This is a genomic window from Anaerococcus kampingae, from assembly GCF_046365475.1.
Taxonomy (GTDB): Bacteria; Bacillota; Clostridia; order Tissierellales; family Peptoniphilaceae; genus Anaerococcus; species Anaerococcus kampingae.
Genome location: NZ_JBGMEF010000015.1, coordinates 41,351 through 59,427, shown reverse-complemented (window position 1 = coordinate 59,427; position 18,077 = coordinate 41,351). Strand labels below are relative to the sequence as shown.

The window sequence follows — 18,077 nt, the reverse complement described above, 5'->3', positions numbered from 1 at the left end:
TAGGAGTGGAAAATGACAAATAAATTATATTTACTATTGTTAGGAATAAATATTTTAATTATTATCGTAAATTTCAATCTTTTAAAAAATCCAAAACCTTACCCACCAAAAGAAATTGCAGAGGATTTTAAGAGTGGAAGAGAAAGATTAAATTCATATAAGTATGTGGGCTTATCCCATTACATTCTTCCAAGACTTGCTAAAAGTGAATCAAATTGGATAAATGGAAATGAATATTGGTATAGGTCTTGCATCAAGTTAGGTTTAGTAGGCCTTGTTATTAGCTTGATTACAATGGTATTAGGTGAGGTTTTTAACCTATATGACTGGCTTATAGGTTTGTTTATTATACAAATACCTTCAATTCTAGGCATGATATACATTTGCTATAGGATGGAGAAATATATTTTGAAGGACTAAAGTTAGGATCTAAAATCATAATTGTATGTTTAATGTTTTGATATTTTATATTCTAACTAATTGTACTTTTTGAAATCTTAAGATATAAGCTGTCGATTATAAAAATAAATGGAAAATAAATGAGTAAGTTATTTGATGAATTTAAAATCATATGTTTACAATTAAATAAAATTGGCATAAGGCCAACCCTAATGGGGTCCTTAGGTTTAGAATTTATTACAAAGAACGAATGGAATCCATCAGACATTGATATCCATGTGCCCGGAGACCCAAGAGGTTGGCAGGCTCCTGATGAGGATAGGATTTATGACTGGGATAAGATATTAAAAATAATGGGAGTCCTAGGATACGATCTTATTGACATCCATGAACATGAATTTCAAAAAAGTGAAATCAGTGTAGAATATGGAAGCATTAGTTCCCTTCATGATTTTGCTGGAATCTATGAAGAGGATATAGACCTTGTTAATCTTAATGGAATAGAATTTAGGATACCGAGCAAGGAACAATTTCTAAAAATATATGAAGAATCTTCAAAAGATTCCTATAGAAATGATAATAATAACAATAAAGATTTTGCCAAGATTGATTTTTTGCGAAGGTATATTTAAAAAAATTATTTATTTAATACAAAAACCAGAGCTAGGGCTTTTCTAACTCCGGTAAAAAATTAAATTTATCTTCTAAAAATTATAAAATTTATTAATTTATTTTCAAATTTTTATTTCTTTTTAACAAGAGGGATCCTATAGTTGAGATTATCAATACTAGCACTATTGCCCCCCCAGTCCTTTGATACCAGTTTTTACGTTAGTATTTGCAATTGTCTTATATGAAGTTTGGCTTGTTTTAGTTTGTACTAAGCTTTGCTGGTCAACTGTCTTAGTGCTAGATTCAGTTACTACTTTTTCTTGACTTTGAATAGGTTCTACTTTTTGACTTTGCTTAGACTGATTTGACTTGATTTTTTTGATTTGTTATAATTTCAGAATTTGGCTTTTTACTTGCTTTTTTTTCACTAGGTTGGGCATCTTCGAACTGTCCACCATATTCACCAACTTCTCCGCTGTTATTCTTATCAATCATAAATGAATATATCCATTCACTCTTATGAATTGGCAATTTAAACATGCCTGAATTTTGACTTCCTCTATGGTTAAAGGATATTTTCCGTCTATATTCACATTATCAAGCTTTTCTTTTTTATCATCACTTAGTTTTAAATAGGCTTCTTTAGTTTTACTATTATTATAGAATGCTGAATTTTTATATTTTTCATAGATTGATTCTTCAGCCTTTGTTTCTTTATTATTTATTGTATCCATACCATTCTTTCCTTTCGGGCTGACATGGACTACCCGACGGCGTACAAGCTCTGCCTGCACATGCATGAATAGCTCCTTTGTAATGATTGCTTCGTGGTCGACTTCATCGTAGTATTGAGCATTGTTCTTGATGCGCTTCTTTGTCAGGAAATCCGTGGTATAGGTCTTTTGAAGCAGCGCGTCATCCATGTACTTTTCGGATACAAAAAATTTAAGAGATTATAATTTTATATACCCCTAATACAAAAGTTAATAGAATTTAGGAATAATTGAGTATATATTTCCACATGCGAGCCTTTTTAAGAATTAAAATTTTATCCATACTGACCACTCAAGTCATGTAAAATCAGTTGCTCATTCAATAAAAAACAATAACTAGTAAAATTATCCGACATATGTTATAAAGTGTTTTAAGTCGGGTTTTTTATTGTCATTTTATCTAAGAATTCATATAATAAATAGAGCGAAGATAAATCAAAATTTTTAACAATATAAAATGAAAATAAAAACTAGGGGAGAGAATATGACTATAAGTAAAGAAGATATGAAAATATTATTAAAATCTCAACAAGGAGAATTAGATGTAGTTTTGATGTACCAAGCCCTTGCTGATGTAGTTAAGGATAAAAATGATGCGGCTACTTTTAGAAAGCTTGCAGCAGAGGAGGGTCACCATGCTGCGGTATTTCATAAACTTACAAGGAAAAATTTAAAACCAAAGAAAGCCTTGGCTTTCTTTATGCCTATCCTTTATAAGCTAGTCGGTAAAAAAAGATTGTATCCAAAAATTGCAAGGGGAGAGTATAAAGCTTCTGAAAATTATGCTCCAGTAGCAAAAAAGTTTCCAGAAATCGAAAGTGTTAGGGAGGATGAAAAAAGGCACGGCGATATGGTCGCAAGCTTGTTATAAAAAACTAATGCTTTAAATATTTTGCTTAGGTTAATATTTGAGTATTATATGAAATACCCACGATCAGTAATGCAAAGATTAAATTAAAATATATAAAGATATAAAAATAAGTTTTACAATTAGGAATCATTATGAAAAAAACATTAATAAGCACAACTATGAAGACAGCTATAGCAGCTACCCTATCCTTACTTGTAGCCCAAGCCTTAGGACTTAGATTCTCATCTTCAGCAGGGATTATTACCATCCTTGATATATTTGAGACTAGAAAGGCCACTATTAAGGGTGGACTTAAAAGAAGCTTATCTGCCACAATAGCCCTTGTTTTAGGGATTTTGGTATTTGAAATTTTTGACTACAAAACTTGGGCATTTGGCCTATATTTACTCTTATTTGTCCCTATATCTTTCCTATTAAAAATTGAACTAGGTCTGGGTCCTTCAAGCGTGGTAGTTACACATTTATTAAGCTATGGAGAAATTAATTCATCAATTATCTTTAATGAACTCGGTCTTATCTTTATAGGAACAGGATTTGCCATGCTTACTAACTTATATGCACCGGAAAGTCAGGATGAGTTGAAAAAATGGATAGAGAATATTGATGGAGATATCAAGGATATCTTGATATTTTTTGGTGATACTCTTGTAAATAATTTAGATGTTAAAATATATGAAGGAAAGATCAAAAAGCTTGAAGATGACATAAACAAGGCCCTTGATCTTGCTATTATTGAAAATGATAATCGTATAGAAAATAGCAAGAATCTAATGATAGGTCTTAGCCATAGGGAAAGGGAGATGGATCTTTTGATGGAGATGTATGATGATTTAAAATCAATACCTAAAGAATTTGCCGATGGGAAATTGATATCTGATCTAATGATTGATACTGCAAACAATCTTAGTGATAATGGAGATATAATTAAGGTCAAAAAAAGGATAGAATTTTTACAAGAACATTTTCATATGATGGAACTTCCAGAAACTCACGAAGATTTTATAATACAATCATCAATTTTTCAAGTTTTTAGAAGTCTAAACCAATTTATAGATATAAGCAAGATTATAAGTAATATTCCTAGAAATTAAAGGATTAAGTTTTAGCATATTAAAGGCGAGGAGTTTATACCTTCATCGCTCATAAGTTTTTAAATAAAGAATTTAAAGGTAAATGCTGCGATAACACCTATTCTCATGCTTATCATGGGCCTAGTTGTTGTAATTTGTTTTTCCATAAAGGAATACTTGCCTGCTAATATACTTACTCTTGGAGTTTGTTCTTACCCTCTAATAAGCTTTTTCGTAAATAGGCATTATGAGAAAAAATACTAATAAATCTTTGAAGATAATTATAGGGTACGATACTTTAATTAAAGTGTTTGTTTTTTCTTATAGCTAGATTGCTCTATACAAAAATTTATCAAAACCAGAAGTTGTAAATAATTGCCTTGAATTTTATAAATATTTCATATAGTAAAACGGAAGACAAAAAATATAGTATGACAAAAGAGAATATGTGTTAAGATTAATGTTAATTTATAAAGTTGAAAGCTTTAGACTTCTAATATGAAATTATGAAGAAAACTATAATAAATAAGTGAGGAAAATATGGAAATTAGAGAATACACAGATTTTAAGATTGATGAGCTAAGAGATCTTTATGATGCGGTTGGTTGGACTTCTTACACTGATGATATGGATGTCTTGATTAAGGGATATGAAAATTCCTTAAAAATATTAGCAGCCTTTGAAGATGAAAAACTTCTTGGCGTGATTCGTGCGGTTGGGGATGGGTATACAATTATCTTTATCCAAGATATATTAGTCTTGCCAGACTACCAAAGAAATGGAATAGGCAAAGCCCTCCTTGACTCTATGATGGATTTATATCCAAATGTCAGACAAATTGAATTAACAACAGATATAGCTCCAGAAACAATAGGATTTTATTCTTCTTTAGGCTTTGAAGAATTTTCTGAATTAGGCTGTTGCGGATTTATGAGATTATTGTAATAAGAATTAGAAGAATATAGAGTTTTCTAATGCCAAAGATTTTAATTATAGAGGATAATGAAGATATCGCCTTGCAGATGGAAAAATATCTGACTAAAAATGGCTATGAGGTAGAAATAGCTGGGTCTTTTTATGAGGCTAGTTTCAAGTTAAATATCGACTTTGATGTGGCTCTTCTCGATATTAATTTGCCTGATAAGGATGGCCAACATTTGATAGAAAAATTGAAGGAAAAAGATATTAGGGTTCTTGTTACAACTGTTAAAAATGATGAGGATTTTATAATTGCCGCCCTTGATCAAGGGGCGGATGACTATCTTACAAAGCCTTTTTCCCTTGCTATTTTAAGAGCTAGGATTGATGCGGTTTTAAGGACTATTCCCCTTGGCCAAGATAAAGCTATTGCCTATAAGGATTTGAAAATAGATTTAAATGATTCAAAGCTTTATTATAAGGGGGAAAATATAGAGGTCACTCCACTTGAGTATGAAATCCTAGTTTTATTTATCAAAAATCCCCACAGGGTCTACACTAGGAGTCAGCTTTTAGAAACCTTTTGGGAAGACAGGGATAAGTTTGTAAATGATAATACTCTCACATCGACCATTAAAAGAATCAGGGAGAAATTAGACAAGGAAGTCATTACAACTGTCAGAGGAATAGGTTATAGGATGGACTAAATGATTTATGTATTTTGGATAATAAGCCTCTGCCTACTTTATTATTTTTTGGAAAAAAGGAAGAAAAATAGGATAAGAGACCTTATTAATTTGATAGAAAATATGAGAAATCAAAATTACTCTATACCCATGAAGCAGGATGATTTTTCTCTTCTTGAGGATAAGATATATAAACTTTTTATAGAGATAGTTGAGGCTAAGGAAACGTCCACTAGAAATAGCCAAAAGCAAGTAGAATATCTAGAAGACATAGCCCATCAGATAAAAACTCCTATCACATCCATGGTTTTTTCTATAGAAAATCTAGAAATGGATTATCCTACAAATGAAGATATTGAGATTTTAAAAAGGCAGACTCTAAGATTAAATTCTCTATCGGATATCCTGCTCAAATTATCAAGCCTAGATGCTAATAAGGATCTAATGAAAATGGAAGAGATACGTTTGGATGAATTAGTGGCCTACGCTCTTGATACCTTATCTTTAAAAGAGTCTACTAAATTAGAAATTAATAATGATTTAAAAGAAAATATAATCTATGGAGATTTTTATTGGTTGGCTGAAGCCATTATCAATATTTTTAAAAATGCTGATAATAGGCCAAATTGCCAAAAAATCAGCCTTTCATCTTACAAAAACCCTCTCTACACAAATCTGATTATTGAAGATGATGGGGGAGGAATCGATGAAGATAATATAAAAAAGATATTCAAACGATTTTATAAGACTCCTGATTCTAGAGGTTTTGGAATTGGTCTTGCCATGGCTAAGACTATTGTAGAGAAAAATAATGGGGAAATATCTGTGACCAATTCTGACAAAGGAGCAAGCTTTGAAATAAAATTCTACAATGTCACCTAAAAATCACTTTACTTTTATATACTTAGCTTAAGAAAGGCAGGAAAGTATGGAAATATTAAAAGTAGAAAATTTAAGAAAAGAATATGGTGATGGAAATTCAAAGGTAATAGCCCTAGATGGGGTAGACCTTAGTATAGAAAGAGGTGAATTTGTAGCGATAGTTGGTCCAAGTGGGTCAGGAAAATCTACTCTTTTACATATTATAGGAGGAGTAGATAGCCCAACTTCTGGCAAAGTCTACATAGATGGCAATGACATCTCTAAGTATACATCAAAGGAACTTGCCCTATTTCGCAGGAGGAAGGTAGGGCTCATTTATCAATTTTATAATCTGATCCAAAATTTGACAGTCAGGCACAATATTGAGTTGCCTTTAAAGCTAGATAAAAGAAAAATCAATGAAGAAGACCTTTTAGATACGGTCAGAAAACTTGGCATAGAAAATAAACTAGACTCTTTCCCAAGTGAATTATCAGGAGGTCAGCAGCAAAGAGTTGCCATAGCAAGATCTTTGATCTATAGACCATCAATCATCCTAGCAGATGAACCAACAGGCAATCTCGATAGGAAAAATTCTAAGGAAATAATTGAAATCTTCAAATATTTTAATAAAACTCTAAAACAAACTATTATTCTTATAACCCATGACGAAAAAATAGCCCTAGAAGCCGGTCGAATCGTGACCATAGTGGATGGGAAAATAATAGGAGATGAGAAAAATGAATAAGAAAAATTTCCCTATTTTCATCTCAGTTTTTATAGTCTCCTTGTTTTTTACGGTGGTATTTTATTTTGCCAAGGTAAATTTAGATGCAAACTACATGCAAATAAGGGCGTCAAATTTTGCTGATGCTCATATAGATGAACATCTAACCGAAGAAGATCTTAAAAAAATTAGAGAAATAGATGGCGTAAAAGAAGCAGGTCGATTTAATATTGATTTCACAAGTGCAAAGTTTGACGATGATTTAATAGTTATGTATAGACAGGATAATCATATTAACAAAATGAGAGAATTTTCATTTACTGAGGAAGGGCATTTTCCTGAAAATCCTAATGAGATAATGCTATCAAAATCTCTTGTAAAAAAATACAAACTAAAAATAGGAGATGAAATCCCAATAAGTTTTGGTAAAAGATTCCTTGATAAAAAAGAAATAGATCCTACAAATTCGAGACTAGAAAAAGAAAGTTTTGATAAAACAGAAGGGAAATCTTATAAATTGGTAGGAATTTATGAAGATGTCTACAATAAATATGCTGGTTTGTCTTATGGATTAATTTATGATACAACAGAAGATCCCCAACCCGTAGTTTTAAGATTTGATGATTTTGTAGATGTGCATATGAATAAAAAAATATTTGAAGATGAAATTTCAAAACGACTTGGAAGAAAGATAGAGATGAAATTTTTTGAACCTATAGAGAAATATTATGGGATCAATGATACTTGTCTAGAAAAAATGATGGCTAAGGCAGTGATGATATTTACTCTTGTTTTAATGATTGGTATTTTTATCTTTTTTATAAGAAATATTTTCTGGGTCTGGGGACTTAGGAAAATTAAAGAACTATCAGTATATAAATCAATAGGATCAACAAATTTTCAAATATATAAGTTGTTATTTAAAGAAGCTAGTCTAATTTCAATCATCCCTGTGTTATTGGGCCACTTGTCCGGATTTTCCTTGATTTATGGTTTATATAGTTACTCGCAAAAAAACCTGGAAATATCAAAATTTGAATATGTTACTTTCAATCCTCTACTAACAGGTATCATATTATTAGTTTCATTTTTGGTAATTAGCTTATCGATAATAAAACCCGCTAGGAAGATTTCAAAAATAAATATAATAGACGGAATAAGAGGAAATGTTGACTTATCTAGGTCAAAGAAAAAGAAGGATAAAGATTTATGGAAAGAATTAAGAAATAACAATCTTTCTTCTATCAAAAGCCAAAGATATATATCAGCCATTGGAATATTGATAATATCAATGTTTATACTCACAATTTCTATAGGTAAGTATTTCAGAGATTATTATGATTATGACCGTTCTTTTAATATTTCCACTGTTTATTATAGCTCTGAGAAAAAAGTACCGGAAGTTTTGAAGACTATAGAAAAAGATATAGGAAACAAAAAATCTATAATATATAAAGATCAATCTGTTGCTATTAAAAATAATTTAGAATTTGCTGATGAAGCAAAAATATACAAAATAGATGAGAAGATTAGGGAAAATCTTAAAGAAAAATCAAAGGAATATTTACAAGGCTCGCTTATTGGACTTGATATAAAAGATTTAGAAAAACTTGGTGGAAAAAAGGGGGAATTTATCTTATATAATAAGGTGCAAGCTGACCCATTAGAACAAATAGACACTGCACAGATGGTTAAATATTTTAAAAATCCAGATAATATAGATATTTCTATGGTTGATTTTGAAAAGAAAATCAAGATTTCAAAACAAATTTATGATACAGGTGAAATCGAAATTAAGCCATTTCCCTTTGTTGTAAATATCTTTACTGATTATGAAACTTATTTTAAATTAATTGAAGAAGCTAAAGACGTTAATTACCCAAATTATCCATATACATTAAAGATGAAAATAGATGACAAAGACTTAACAAGCGCAAAAGAATTTATAGAAAATAAACTTAGAGAATCGCTTAAAATCAATGAAAGATATGATGTTTTTGTTGGTAAAGAAATAGCAGAGCAAGAAGCATCTTCTCTAAAGTATTTTCTATATATATCCTTAGCAGTAGGACTAATTATATTTATCTTAAATGTAACAAATGGTTATTCATCAATAAACATATCATTGATATCTAGGAAAAAAGAAATAGGAAGCTTATATTCATCAGGTATGGATATTGATGAATTAAGAGAAAAGTATGAGAAAGAATTTGTTGTAGAACAAGTCAAATCTTTTCTTTTAGTTACATGTATAACTATCATTGTAATGATAATAGTAGGTGCTTTGTCACCACAATTTAACTTATCAATACTTGTAAAATATTATGACTATAAAATGTATTTAGGATTTGCCTTGATAGTTTATGCCATAAATATATTAATCTACCACCTATCCCTAAAAAGAATCCTAGATAAACCAACTATAGATTTGATAAGGGTAGATTGATCTGAAATTAAGAGGGGCTCGGTTTTGAGCCCTTTTTATATTTCTTCTATATAATTCTCATTATAAATTATTTTTTTTCTTAGCTAAATTTCTCCTTCATATTTTCTTTAAAATCATTGAAAAGTGGGCATATAGGCCTTTTATGGGTATTAATTATAAGGAGGGATATTATGAAAAGAATGTCTAAGGTTTTTCTAATGTTAGGTTTGGCTGTATTTATTTTTTCTGGATGTCAGAAGGGAAATGAAAAAGTCAAACCAGGTACAAAAGCTAAAAATGATACATATATCTCAAATAAGAAGGATAATACGGAAACTCAAGATAAAATTTCTGAGTCAAAGCTTTCAAAAAAATTAAAACAAGTTGAGGGGGCAAAGTTAGGCTCAGTTTCTTCTTATGCTGAGGACAGGCAAGTATGGAATGATTTTATCGATAAAGACCATATAGAATATGCCAAATTGTATGACTACGGCATCCACCTACCAAGGATTCTTTTAGAATCTGATGATGCAAAGAAAGCCAACGAGGAAATCGATGAGATAGCCGCTAGAATTAAGGAAAAATATGAGGAACATAAGAAGGATATAGAAGGCAAGGAGATAGGGGCTTATGCCACATTTTCTGTTTATCAAGATGAGAAGGTCCTAAGCATAATGATTGAAAATTACGATAAGTGGAGTGGGGAATCTATACGCTATAAGGTCTTTAACTTTTCCCTTCCTGATGGCAATTTCATTAGCGATGATGAGTTGATGGCAGATTTGGGAGTGAGTAAGGATCAGATTTTGCCTATGGTTGAAAATTCCTTACGAGATGACCAGGCTATTTTTACCAGAATATATTATAGGGATACAAACGATTATTCCTACATTTATAACCCAAGTAATTACACAGGTTTGGTTTTAAATGACTTATGGGACAATTACGAAAATAAGAACGGTCAAATCTATATAGATGAAGTTGGAAAACCTACTTTTCTTTTTGATCAATATAAAAGCTTACAAATGGGATACTGCTCACCAATTTTAAAGCTAACTACAAATGCTTTTGACCAAAATCCTATTTCTGACGAGTATATAAAGATGGCTAGAAAGTTTGGAATAGACCCAAATGATGATAAGTATAAGGCCTTTATGATTTATCTCGGAGGAGCTGTGGATGAGGATAGCTTAAAAGATACCTTAGAAAAGCTTGATGTTTGGACAAGTAACTTATTTAATTATAAAGATCCAAGTATGCTTGTAACCATCAAAGATAGCCAAGTAGGCGATCTGCCTTACCTAATAGGTGAAGAGTGCTATTTGTTAATCCCTAAATATAAAAATGCATCAGTTGCTCTTAAGGAGCTAGAAATATCAGAAGATGGAAAACAAAAAGAAGTGGATAATATTTACCTAGACACAAATGCTTGTTGCGGCCCAACTTTTATTTGCCAAAATATGAGTGACCTAGGTCCAAATGGAAAAATTACCATAAGATATAGGGATGATGTCTATGAGTTTTCGCCTTCACTTAGTATGAAGGATGGGACACTGACCCTTCCAGATGAAGTTTTAAATGGAGAAGAAGTATTTGATTGGTCTAAACAAATACAAAATGAGGCATATTCACCTACAATGTATGATATAATGCGATCTTTGATAAGGGTAGGTTAATAAATAAAATTTCAAACAAAAGTATAAATTTATGAAAAGTTAATAATTTTTAAAAAAATAAGCGGAGGCGTTTTAAATAAAATAAAGCCCTCCGCCTTTTTTGTTTCTACTAAAATTAAATCTTTAAGGTAAGATAATTTTAAGATAATAGAAATTCATTAAGCCAACAATGCAGGCAGTATAAGGGATTTTTAGGAGAAAGTTATGAATTGGATTAATTCTTTTGAACTTATTTGTTATTTTATAGTTTTAATTTTACTTTTAGATATTATTAAAAATAAATCTTATAGGGAACTTGGACTCTTGATATCAGGGGCCCTAGCTGGATTTACCTTAGAGCTTTTAGCAGTGAGGCTTACAGATATCTACCATTACAGCAATGATTTTTACATAAGTATTGGCTGCACTCCTTACCAATTCCCATTTTTTGGAGGGCTTATGTGGGGAGGTATAAGTGTCGTTGCTCTAAGGATAGCCAGGAAGCTTTCCTTTAGTAATATTATGACTGCCTTATTAATTGGATGGCTGATTGTGAGTATGGATTTACTTTTGGATGTAGTGGCTATTAGGCTAGATGGTGGTTTTTGGGTATGGGATGGTCGTCCTATAAATCTAGATGTCAACCACCATATGTTTATGTCTGTAATTTGGGTAAATTTTTTGGGCTATATGTTCGAAGTGCCTTCGATTATTTACATGACTTTAAAAAGTTGGGAGAAAGATCATGATGAGGAGAACATTAGGGTTTTGATGTCAATCCTTATTGGCCTTGGAGGAGTAGTTTTTGTAGGAGTTTGTAGCTATATTTCATTACTTTTAAATAAGATAACTGATGAATGGTTTGTTTATTTAGCTTTTCTAGCTATATGGATATTTGTTTTAATGAAATTATTAGCTTATCTAATGAATAAAAGAAAAGATATAACTATAAGCCATAAAAAAGACTGGACTGTAATCATATTTTGGTTTTGTATCTACACCTATTGTATTGGCGGATTATTTAAACTTGGAATAATGAAGGACCTTCCTCTTTATGGAATATTTTCCTTTATTTTATTTATTTTGACAATTGTTTTAGCAATCGTAGAAATAAAAGAAAATCCAAAGCTTTAACATAATATAGTTTTAAATGGAGGATCTAATGGGAGAAATTATAGGGTTTCCAGCCTATAAAGAAGCAAAGGAAAAAATCACGGAGCTTAAAAAAACTTTAGCAGATTTGGTTTATGAGAAAGACAATCTAAAATTTGTTATCTGTGAAAATATCAAAACTCAATATATGCTTAATTTTGGAAGTCTTGAATATAAGTTTTATGAGGCCTACTGTAAGTATCTCCGCCTAAGAAGAAAAAAAGAAATGATTCAAGCAAAAAAGAACCGCCAAGAAAGCATAGATATTGAAACTATTGAAAATGATCTAGACGATGAATTTACTGAATATAAAAAGGTCTTAGATGGAAAAATATCCGACATGAAAGAAGCTTTAAAACGTTCAGAAATGGACTTTTTAACAGGTGAAGAAGAAATATTAATTAAAAGTTTATACAAGAAGATTGTAAAAAAGATTCATCCAGATATAAATCCCGCTATTACAGAAGAGGAAAAAGAATTCTTCTATAAGGCAACTGATGCTTATAAAAACGGAGAGTTGATGACTCTTCAAATAATTTATGATATTGTTATTTCTAACGAAGACCCAGATAAAGAAGCCTTGTCTGATAAAGCTTTGAAAGATGAAATAAAAAGACTAGAGGGACTTATAGGAAAAATTCAAAAAGATATAGATTTAATCAAGTCCCAGCCGCCTTATACCTGGAAAGAATTTGTAGAAGATAAAAATAAAAGAGCAGATAAGCTAAAAGAATTGAAAAATAATCTAAAAGCTTATGAAGAAGCTATAAGAACTCAAGAAGAATATATAAAAGATTTAATGAGGGATATACATGAGTGATTTAATAAAAAAAGATGAGGCTGGCCTTCTTGATTATCTTATAAATAAGGAAACGGGTCTAGACTTACCAAAACCTTTTGAAAGAGACATTTATCTTTTTGATACCTATGTGGCAGGAACAAGTCATATTCCAGATATCGAAGCCATAAGCTCAAAATTAGAAAAGGATGATCGCTTGGTATTTTATCGTGAGGTTGAAAATGAAGCAGATCCTCAAGCAATACGCATAGAAACCCTAAATAAAGAAAAAATTGGCTATATCCCACGCCAAGACAATGCCATCTTTTCTAGATTGATGGATGCAGGTAAGGAACTTTTTGCAAGAGTAATCGATAAAGAAATGAGAGGTAAGTGGCTTAAGATGAGAATTAAGATATTTCTTCATGAATTATAGGAGATAAGATGTATTACGATAATGAACGGCCTTGGCAGAATATTTGTATAAAAGATAGCCATGTTATGAATTTCGAACCGGTATCTGGAGACAATGCCTTTATTATCTCTCACCATGTAAGGGATAAATTAAAAATAGAAAGGAGTGTTAAGAGCTTATTAGAAAATGGCTTCAGATATTTTAATATTTTTGGTGAATTTTCAGATTTGTGGGCGAAAGATATTTCTATAAGGACCAAAACAAGTAATAAAATAAAAATAGAAGCAAGTAAGATTGAAATGTCAAGAATGGTTTATGATCTAGCGATGATGAATATTTTAAAACCAGATATGACCAACTATGTAATTTCAGATGATGAATACTTTACAGAGTATTTAGTAGAAGACTTAGAGAAACTCATTTCTGGAAAAAGTCTTATTACTCCTTATGATTGGATAAAATTTAAAGATGGTTTTGAATTTTCTTATAATAAGAAAGATGCGATAATAAGTGTTTCTAATGATATAATGATAGGATTTCTAGGAGCTGAAAAATCTTTTGATAGTATTTATGATGCCTTTTCTTATAAATTATTTGATGGTAAAAGTTTGTATGAGATTTGGCCGGAAGTTTCAAAATTGGCTAAATAATTTATTTAAATTACTAAAATAATTTTTGCAAATAAATAATAAAGAAACTCATAATTTATAAATTTAAAATAGGGAGAGATAGATGGTTAAGGTTAGGAAAAGAAATTTATTATTGATAGCAGGCCTAGTTTGGTTTATGGCGGGTTTTAATGTTGCGAGAATTGGGATTATTGCTTATAGGTCTATCGATCATGTTTGGTATTTATATTGCCTAAGTCTTGTTGTTTTTATGGTTTTTGGTAGTATGTTTTTAAAAATGACTAAAAATCATACGAATAGAATTATGGCTTATGATGCTTATATGCCTTTTTGGAAGTTTTTTGATAAGAAATCTTATTTGATTATGGCTTTTATGATGACCTTTGGGATTGGGCTTAGGGCTTCTGGTCTAGCCCCAGATTTTTTTATAGGATTTTTCTATACTGGATTGGGCTTTGCACTAGCTTTGGCTGGCATTGTTTTTATTAAAAATTATTTTGTATATGGTAAATAAAATTAGAAATGGCTCTTAGGATGAGAAATCTTAAGAGTCATTTTTAGTTAGAATTTAATAAAAACCAATTTACCTTACTAAAATCACGGTATAATAATGTTGATAATAAGTATCAGTTTATAAGATGTTATAATGTGATGAGGTTGTGATATGAGTATAACTTATAAATTAGCAGCATACCTTGTAAGGATGCTTGGTGTTAAAAAAATGTTTTTAAAAAATAAAGAACAGATGCTTGAGTATGCAAGGGGAGAAAATGCAAAGGAAGTATTTGTTTTAGATAAGGCATTGAAGAGAGCTCATAGGAAAAATTATCATCTTATTGAAAAAGAGGTGATGGGCTATAGGCTAATTGCATATCAAAAAAATGAAAATCCTGCTGAAGATGCTGTTCTTTATCTGTTTGGTGGTGGAATGATTACCCAGCCTAATAAATTAGATTTTTCTTTGGCAGAAAGAATCATGGAAAAAACTAATAAGGATGTATGGTTTTTATTTTATCCTCTTTGTTCAGAAGATGTAAAAGTAGATAAAACTTATGAGGTATCTTTAAGGGCATATGGTGTAATGACAAAAACTTATAAGGCAGAAAATATAAGTGTTCTCGGGTTTTCATCAGGGGCTGATCTTGCCATTGGGATTTTTTTACACAATAATGCTTTGGGTAGGCCTTACCCAATGCCAGGGAAAATAATATCTGTATCTCCAGGAGGAATTCCTGATCTAAACTTACCAGAAAATAAGGAAATATGGGAAAAAATAAATACACTTAAATATAAAGACATAATGGTAGAGCCTACATATCTAATAACTGCAAGGGAAATCTTAAAGGGTGATAAAAAATTGCCTGAATATATGCTTGACGGGACTAAGGGGGATTTTTCCAACTTCCCAAAGACATATTTTTATTATGGGTCAGATGAATGCTTATATGCCTATGCAGATGAGTTTAAAAAAGTAATGGATGCCTATGTAGCCTCCCATGAAATTATTGTTGGCAAGGGAATGTGCCACTGCTATCCTTTGGTGAGATTTTTTAAAGAGGGTAGGGATGCCCAGGATGAAATAATAGAATTACTGAAGTATTGAATTTATATTAGCACAAAGGCGATTACGGAAGTCTTTAAGGAGGAGCTTATGCTTGTAATTGAGTTAATTATTTTATGCCTAATATTTTTTGGCCTATGTTTTTTAGGGACGGGTACAGATGAGAAAAATTTGAAAAACTATGACTCCTACCCAGATGAGGTCCAATCAAAAATTAAAGAAATAATTGATTATCAAGGAAAATTTAAGGAAAGAAGCAAAGTATCAACATTTATAGGGAATTTTATAATATTTTCTCTTTTATTTTTCATTCTTGGCTTAAAAATACGACAAGCTAGTTTTATGAAAAACTTTATAGCCTTATCAATTTTAGGTCAAGGTCTGAATTTTTTTGACCTAATCATAATTGACCTCTTGTGGTGGAGAAATACAAAAAGAATTAGATTTACAAAAATCCCAGAAAAAAGTCTTTATCAAAACCCAAAGAAACACATAGAAGCTTTTTTAAGGGCCTTGCTTATGTATTTTCTTATATCCCTAATAGATGGATATATTTTGACTTTATTTTAAAAAGGTGGAAGTATGAAATTCCTTACTTACGGAAATAAAGATAATAAGTCACTCCTATTTATCCATGGTCTAGCATCAAGTGCTAACTTGTGTTTTGGAGGACTTTTGCCTTATTTAAAAGAATATTATGTGATTTTAGTAGAACTTGATGGGCATTGTCAAAGTGACTTAAATGACCTAGAAAGTATGGAAAAAGAGCTTTTTATAATAGAAAATTATATACTAAAAGACCTAAAGGGAAATTTATATGGTCTCTGTGGCTTTTCTATGGGAGGGACTCTTGCAGTAGATTTAATTAGTAGGGGAAATATCAGGGTTAAAAAAGTCTTACTAGATGCTCCAATAACCGCAAAATTGGGCCGGAAGGCATATTCTTTTACTCAGGCATTTATTATAGGAACATACATGATCAAAAAATCAATTCCAATTTCTAAATTTATGATTGATTGGCTTATGGGAAAAGATAATGATAGTGTAATTGAAATGACTTATAAAAAGATAAGTAAAAAATCAATTAAAAATGTGTGTAAGTATATTTTCCATTATCAAATAAATGAGAATTTAAGAAACTTTCATAAGCCTGTCCTATTTTGGCGAGGAAGCCAAGAGCAAGTCCCAGAAATTAGCCAGGACAATTTAATGAAATATTTACCACAAATGAAGGTGGAAATATTTGAAGGAAAGGGACATGGACAATATTTACACGAGCATCCAGCAGCCTATGCGAAAAAATTAAAAGCATTTTTTAAAGACTAAGGAATTTTATGAAATATTTTAATAAAGAATATTATAAGTATCTAACTATAAGGAAAAGTGAATTGGTACTGATATTAGATGGTGACCAAGAAAGGACTTTGGGTTTAGAAAATGACTATAGAAGAAACTAGAAAATTTTATAAAGATTATGATGACCTATGTGACTGTGCTTATTGCAAAAATTATATTAATGAAATAAAGAAAGCCTATCCAGACTTGGATGCTTACTTAGACAAGCTTGGAATTGATATAGAAAAGCCCTGGGAAACTCTGCCAGGAGAGGTCATTGGTGGTATGATTGAATATCTAGGAGCCCAGTATATTCTTATTGGAAATAAAAGTGATTTTAAAAAGGCAAAGTTAGGAGATATAACAATAGACCTTGAAAAATCTTTCCCAGATCCTGGTTTAGCTTGCGAATATTATGTGATAGAAGTAAGTCCAATAAAATTACAGTGGACAGTAGAAGGAGAAATATGAAAAAAATTTTTAAAGAATTTTCAGAAATAAATGGCGAATACGTTGAAGAAATCCCAGGCCAAGCACGTTTTGCCTACGGTATATCCGATATGGATGACTTTTTTGAGATAGAAGATATAATCAAATACGATGGATTCTATAAGGGATCTCTAATAAGATTTTATGACTACCAAACAGGGGAAGTTTACTTACCGTTTGAACAAAAAGAAAATATAGCCTACGGGAGGCCGATTTATATAGGAGATATTTTTTACATCTTGCAAGTAGACTTTAATGAAGGTCTTGCAAATATTTATAAGTATTATCCAGGGGAAAGATTGGAAAAAATTTTTGATTACAAAATCAAATACCTATCAACCTACAATCTTTCCCTTATTGGTTTAGACCTCCATCTAATAAGCCAAGATTCTGACAAGCTTGAAATTTATTTTCCTTATAGGAAGACTCTTAAACTTGCCGAAAACGAGTCAGCTCTTTTGATAGATGATGGTAAGGTTTATATTAATGCTTGGATTGATGAGGGTTGGGATGACAAACGTGATGGGGCAGGTCAAGATTACCGCTACTATGATAAGGTCATTATAAAAGATATGGATTCAAATATCATTTCAGAGAGGATTGGAAATCTCCATCAAAGTCCAGATGGGTCTTGGTGGCTGGCTTAAAATAGAAAATAATTTTAAAAAGTACAAGGCATGAGGTCTTGTATTTTTTTATCTAAAAATAAGCAAAGGAAAAT

General features: G+C 30.9%; 22 protein-coding genes. 20 read left to right on the top strand and 2 right to left on the bottom strand.

Features of this window, described 5'->3' with window-relative positions; genetic code table 11:
• Nucleotides 1–12 precede the first annotated feature (12 nt).
• Together ACCQ42_RS03170 and ACCQ42_RS03165 are read left to right on the top strand one after the other, a co-directional pair.
• On the top strand, nt 13–420 hold the full coding sequence (locus ACCQ42_RS03170) for a hypothetical protein (RefSeq protein ID WP_265212595.1): 408 nt from the start codon (nt 13–15) through the stop codon (nt 418–420).
• Between the two features lie 119 nt (nt 421–539).
• Complete coding sequence (locus tag ACCQ42_RS03165; RefSeq protein WP_265212597.1) at nt 540–1,031, top strand: hypothetical protein; 492 nt, start codon at nt 540–542, stop codon at nt 1,029–1,031.
• Nucleotides 1,032–1,365: 334 nt separating this feature from the next.
• Here the strand turns inward: ACCQ42_RS03165 and ACCQ42_RS03160 are convergent, their stop codons facing one another.
• Entirely contained in the window at nt 1,366–1,506 is a 141-nt protein-coding gene (locus tag ACCQ42_RS03160) for a hypothetical protein (protein WP_410035348.1), read from the bottom strand.
• Nucleotides 1,503–1,934: a hypothetical protein gene (locus ACCQ42_RS10305; protein WP_463049210.1), complete on the bottom strand. Its 432-nt coding sequence runs from the start codon at nt 1,932–1,934 to the stop codon at nt 1,503–1,505. The genes ACCQ42_RS03160 and ACCQ42_RS10305 overlap by 4 nt, the downstream gene beginning before the upstream one ends.
• A gap of 334 nt (nt 1,935–2,268) precedes the next feature.
• Here ACCQ42_RS10305 and ACCQ42_RS03150 point away from each other — a divergent pair, with 334 nt between their 5' ends.
• The 18 genes from ACCQ42_RS03150 to ACCQ42_RS03065 all read left to right on the top strand — a co-directional run bounded on the left by ACCQ42_RS03150 (nt 2,269) and on the right by ACCQ42_RS03065 (nt 18,003).
• Complete coding sequence (locus tag ACCQ42_RS03150; RefSeq protein WP_410035347.1) at nt 2,269–2,655, top strand: ferritin family protein; 387 nt, start codon at nt 2,269–2,271, stop codon at nt 2,653–2,655.
• A gap of 131 nt (nt 2,656–2,786) precedes the next feature.
• The gene (locus ACCQ42_RS03145) at nt 2,787–3,746 is read left to right on the top strand and encodes an aromatic acid exporter family protein (RefSeq protein WP_410035346.1); all 960 of its coding nucleotides are present in this window, start codon (nt 2,787–2,789) and stop codon (nt 3,744–3,746) included.
• Nucleotides 3,747–4,265: 519 nt separating this feature from the next.
• Nucleotides 4,266–4,670, top strand: coding sequence for a GNAT family N-acetyltransferase (locus ACCQ42_RS03140; protein ID WP_410035345.1), 405 nt, complete (start codon nt 4,266–4,268; stop codon nt 4,668–4,670).
• 29 nt (nt 4,671–4,699) lie between these two features.
• Nucleotides 4,700–5,350 (top strand): response regulator transcription factor, encoded by a 651-nt coding sequence (locus ACCQ42_RS03135; RefSeq protein ID WP_106460470.1) that lies wholly within the window; start codon nt 4,700–4,702, stop codon nt 5,348–5,350.
• Nucleotides 5,351–6,211, top strand: coding sequence for a sensor histidine kinase (locus ACCQ42_RS03130; RefSeq protein ID WP_410035344.1), 861 nt, complete (start codon nt 5,351–5,353; stop codon nt 6,209–6,211).
• 46 nt (nt 6,212–6,257) lie between these two features.
• On the top strand, nt 6,258–6,938 hold the full coding sequence (locus tag ACCQ42_RS03125; RefSeq protein ID WP_410035343.1) for an ABC transporter ATP-binding protein: 681 nt from the start codon (nt 6,258–6,260) through the stop codon (nt 6,936–6,938).
• A complete protein-coding gene (locus ACCQ42_RS03120; protein ID WP_410035342.1) occupies nt 6,931–9,363 on the top strand; it encodes an ABC transporter permease in 2,433 nt (810 codons plus the stop codon). The genes ACCQ42_RS03125 and ACCQ42_RS03120 overlap by 8 nt, the downstream gene beginning before the upstream one ends.
• Nucleotides 9,364–9,533: 170 nt before the next feature.
• Nucleotides 9,534–11,018 carry a hypothetical protein gene (locus ACCQ42_RS03115; protein ID WP_410035341.1) on the top strand — a complete coding sequence of 495 codons (1,485 nt, stop codon included), beginning with the start codon at nt 9,534–9,536 and terminating at the stop codon, nt 11,016–11,018.
• A gap of 204 nt (nt 11,019–11,222) precedes the next feature.
• Entirely contained in the window at nt 11,223–12,131 is a 909-nt protein-coding gene (locus tag ACCQ42_RS03110; RefSeq protein WP_410035340.1) for a DUF422 domain-containing protein, read from the top strand.
• A 28-nt stretch (nt 12,132–12,159) separates the two neighbouring features.
• The gene (locus ACCQ42_RS03105; protein WP_410035339.1) at nt 12,160–12,969 is read left to right on the top strand and encodes a molecular chaperone DnaJ; all 810 of its coding nucleotides are present in this window, start codon (nt 12,160–12,162) and stop codon (nt 12,967–12,969) included.
• Nucleotides 12,962–13,363, top strand: coding sequence for an HIRAN domain-containing protein (locus ACCQ42_RS03100; protein ID WP_410035338.1), 402 nt, complete (start codon nt 12,962–12,964; stop codon nt 13,361–13,363). The genes ACCQ42_RS03105 and ACCQ42_RS03100 overlap by 8 nt, the downstream gene beginning before the upstream one ends.
• Nucleotides 13,364–13,371: 8 nt before the next feature.
• The gene (locus ACCQ42_RS03095; protein ID WP_410035337.1) at nt 13,372–13,992 is read left to right on the top strand and encodes a hypothetical protein; all 621 of its coding nucleotides are present in this window, start codon (nt 13,372–13,374) and stop codon (nt 13,990–13,992) included.
• 82 nt (nt 13,993–14,074) lie between these two features.
• A complete protein-coding gene (locus ACCQ42_RS03090) occupies nt 14,075–14,485 on the top strand; it encodes a hypothetical protein (protein WP_410035336.1) in 411 nt (136 codons plus the stop codon).
• Nucleotides 14,486–14,635: 150 nt separating this feature from the next.
• Nucleotides 14,636–15,574 carry an alpha/beta hydrolase gene (locus ACCQ42_RS03085; protein ID WP_410035335.1) on the top strand — a complete coding sequence of 313 codons (939 nt, stop codon included), beginning with the start codon at nt 14,636–14,638 and terminating at the stop codon, nt 15,572–15,574.
• 48 nt (nt 15,575–15,622) lie between these two features.
• Complete coding sequence (locus tag ACCQ42_RS03080; RefSeq protein WP_410035334.1) at nt 15,623–16,102, top strand: ABC transporter permease; 480 nt, start codon at nt 15,623–15,625, stop codon at nt 16,100–16,102.
• Nucleotides 16,103–16,114: 12 nt separating this feature from the next.
• On the top strand, nt 16,115–16,858 hold the full coding sequence (locus ACCQ42_RS03075) for an alpha/beta fold hydrolase (RefSeq protein WP_410035333.1): 744 nt from the start codon (nt 16,115–16,117) through the stop codon (nt 16,856–16,858).
• A gap of 111 nt (nt 16,859–16,969) precedes the next feature.
• A complete protein-coding gene (locus tag ACCQ42_RS03070; RefSeq protein WP_265238079.1) occupies nt 16,970–17,338 on the top strand; it encodes a hypothetical protein in 369 nt (122 codons plus the stop codon).
• On the top strand, nt 17,335–18,003 hold the full coding sequence (locus tag ACCQ42_RS03065; RefSeq protein WP_410035332.1) for a hypothetical protein: 669 nt from the start codon (nt 17,335–17,337) through the stop codon (nt 18,001–18,003). Before ACCQ42_RS03070 ends, ACCQ42_RS03065 begins: the two co-directional genes overlap by 4 nt.
• The last annotated feature ends 74 nt before the right edge of the window (nt 18,004–18,077 follow it).